The organism is Blautia sp. MSK.18.38, from assembly GCF_024460535.1.
Lineage (GTDB): Bacteria > Bacillota > Clostridia > Lachnospirales > Lachnospiraceae > Blautia_A > Blautia_A fusiformis.
In genome coordinates, this window is the sequence record NZ_JANFYP010000060.1 from 1 (window position 1) to 3253 (window position 3253).

At 51.8% G+C, this 3253-nt stretch carries 3 rRNA genes; all 3 read right to left on the reverse strand.

The window, feature by feature from the left end:
* A 23S ribosomal RNA gene (locus tag NE638_RS17590) occupies positions 1-1435 on the reverse strand; the annotation flags it as partial.
* A 324-nt stretch (positions 1436-1759) separates the two neighbouring features.
* Positions 1760-1877: ribosomal RNA gene (gene rrf, locus NE638_RS17595) — 5S ribosomal RNA — on the reverse strand.
* A 59-nt stretch (positions 1878-1936) separates the two neighbouring features.
* A 16S ribosomal RNA gene (locus tag NE638_RS17600) occupies positions 1937-3253 on the reverse strand; the annotation flags it as partial.

Sequence of the window (3253 nt, forward strand, 5' to 3'; positions counted from 1 at the left end):
ATACTGCAGTACAGGAATATCAACCTGTTGTCCATCGGCTACGGCTCTCGCCCTCACCTTAGGTCCCGACTCACCCAGGGCAGATCAGCTTTACCCTGGAAACCTTGGATATTCGGCCTAGAGGATTCCCACCTCTATCTCGCTACTCATTCCGGCATTCTCTCTTCCATGCAGTCCACAGCTCCTTCCGGTACTGCTTCTTCCCGCATGCAATGCTCCTCTACCAATCTTTTCAGATTCCTTAGTTTCGGTGGCGCGTTTCAGCCCCGGACATTTTCGGCGCAGGACCTCTCGACCAGTGAGCTATTACGCACTCTTTGAATGTATGGCTGCTTCTGAGCCAACATCCTGGTTGTCTTCGAAATCCCACATCCTTTTCCACTTAACGCGCACTTTGGGACCTTAACTGTAGGTCTGGGCTCTTTCCCTTTTGACCGCCCAACTTATCTCGTGCAGTCTGACTCCCGGTGATATCTACACGGCATTCGGAGTTTGATATTCTTCGGTAGGCTTTGACGCCCCCTAGGAAATTCAGTGCTCTACCTCCGCAAGACTCACACCGAGGCTAGCCCTAAAGCTATTTCGAGGAGAACCAGCTATCTCCGGGTTCGATTGGAATTTCTCCCCTATCCACACCTCATCCCCACCCTTTTCAACGGATGTGGGTTCGGTCCTCCACTACCTCTTACGGCAGCTTCAACCTGGACATGGATAGATCACCCGGTTTCGGGTCTACTCCTACTGACTCTGGCCCTATTAAGACTTGGTTTCCCTACGGCTCCACACCTGAAGTGCTTAACCTTGCCAGTAAGCGTAACTCGCCGGACCGTTCTACAAAAAGTACGCGGTCGTACATATAAAGTACTTCCACAGCTTGTAGACACAGGGTTTCAGGTTCTCTTTCACTCCCCTCCCGGGGTCCTTTTCACCTTTCCTTCACAGTACTATGCGCTATCGGTCACTAAGTAGTATTTAGCCTTAGGGGGTGGTCCCCCTTACTTCCCACAAGGTTCCTCGTGTCTCGTGGTACTCCGGATCCTGCTCAGTCAGCTCTGCTTTCACGTACGGGGCTTTCACCCTCTTCGGCCGGCTTTCCCAAAACCGTTCTGTTAACTTCGCTGAATCTTAAATGCAGTCCATGACCCCGGCATGCACGCACACCGGTTTAGGCTCCTCCGCGTTCGCTCGCCGCTACTTACGGAATCGATGTTTCTTTCTTTTCCTCCGGGTACTTAGATGTTTCAGTTCCCCGGGTTCCCTTCCATACGTTATGGATTGGCGTATGGATGCATGAGGTCTGCTCATGCGGGTTTCCCCATTCAGACATCTCCGGATCACGGGATATTTGCTCCTCCCCGAAGCTTTTCGCAGCTTATCACGTCTTTCATCGGCTCTTAGTGCCAAGGCATCCGCCCTGTGCCCTTATTGCTTGACCTTTCGCTTCATCACCCTAGCGTAGGTGATGCGGTCTCTTGATTCTCGTGTCTTCCGATACTCTCGTATCTTCCGACATGTGTTTGATTACTCTGTTCAATAACAGATAAATCGATGTCTTCCTATCTTTGCGTTTGCATTAATTTCTTAATACTTTGCGTTTAAGGATATTTGATTAACTTAATCAAATCTCATGTATGCAGTTTTCAAGGTACAATGCTGACTGATGTTTTATCAGCCATCTGAAAGGAAAATAGCTTTTTCTCTCAGATCACTGGTAAAACCAGCATCTATCTCATCAGGTTTCCCTGTTCTTCTTTTTTTGGTCTGGCGCCCACCTGCTCTCCCACACCGTCTCCAGTGCAGTACCATCGGCCGATTGGGTCTTAACCGTCGTGTTCGGGATGGGAACGGGTGTGTCCCCCAACCGCATCGGCACCAGAAATCTTTCAGCTTGATAGCTAAACAGTAAAACACATCTTTTTCTCTACTTTTTCCTTAGAAAGGAGGTGATCCAGCCGCACCTTCCGATACGGCTACCTTGTTACGACTTCACCCCAGTCATCGGTCCCGCCTTCGGCAGCTCCTTCCTTGCGGTTAGGTCACTGACTTCGGGCGTTACTGACTCCCATGGTGTGACGGGCGGTGTGTACAAGACCCGGGAACGTATTCACCGCGGCATTCTGATCCGCGATTACTAGCGATTCCAGCTTCGTGTAGTCGGGTTGCAGACTACAGTCCGAACTGGGACGTTATTTTTGGGATTTGCCCACCCTCGCAGGTTCGCTTCCCTTTGTTTACGCCATTGTAGCACGTGTGTAGCCCAAATCATAAGGGGCATGATGATTTGACGTCATCCCCGCCTTCCTCCAGGTTATCCCTGGCAGTCTCCCCAGAGTGCCCACCTTAAATGCTGGCTACTGAGGATAGGGGTTGCGCTCGTTGCGGGACTTAACCCAACATCTCACGACACGAGCTGACGACAACCATGCACCACCTGTCTCCTCTGTCCCGAAGGAAAGGAACGGTTAAGTTCCGGTCAGAGGGATGTCAAGACTTGGTAAGGTTCTTCGCGTTGCTTCGAATTAAACCACATGCTCCACCGCTTGTGCGGGTCCCCGTCAATTCCTTTGAGTTTCATTCTTGCGAACGTACTCCCCAGGTGGAATGCTTAATGCGTTTGCGGCGGCACCGAAGAGCTTTGCTCCCCGACACCTAGCATTCATCGTTTACCGCGTGGACTACCAGGGTATCTAATCCTGTTTGCTCCCCACGCTTTCGAGCCTCAACGTCAGTTACCGTCCAGTAAGCCGCCTTCGCCACTGGTGTTCCTCCTAATATCTACGCATTTCACCGCTACACTAGGAATTCCGCTTACCTCTCCGGCACTCAAGACGGGCAGTTTCCAATGCAGTCCCGGGGTTGAGCCCCAGCCTTTCACATCAGACTTGTCCATCCGTCTACGCTCCCTTTACACCCAGTAAATCCGGATAACGCTTGCCCCCTACGTATTACCGCGGCTGCTGGCACGTAGTTAGCCGGGGCTTCTTAGTCAGGTACCGTCATTTTCTTCCCTGCTGATAGAAGTTTACATACCGAGATACTTCTTCCTTCACGCGGCGTCGCTGCATCAGGGTTTCCCCCATTGTGCAATATTCCCCACTGCTGCCTCCCGTAGGAGTCTGGGCCGTGTCTCAGTCCCAATGTGGCCGTTCACCCTCTCAGGCCGGCTATGGATCGTCGCCTTGGTGGGCCGTTACCTCACCAACTAGCTAATCCAACGCGGGTCCATCTTATACCACCGGAGTTTTTCACACCG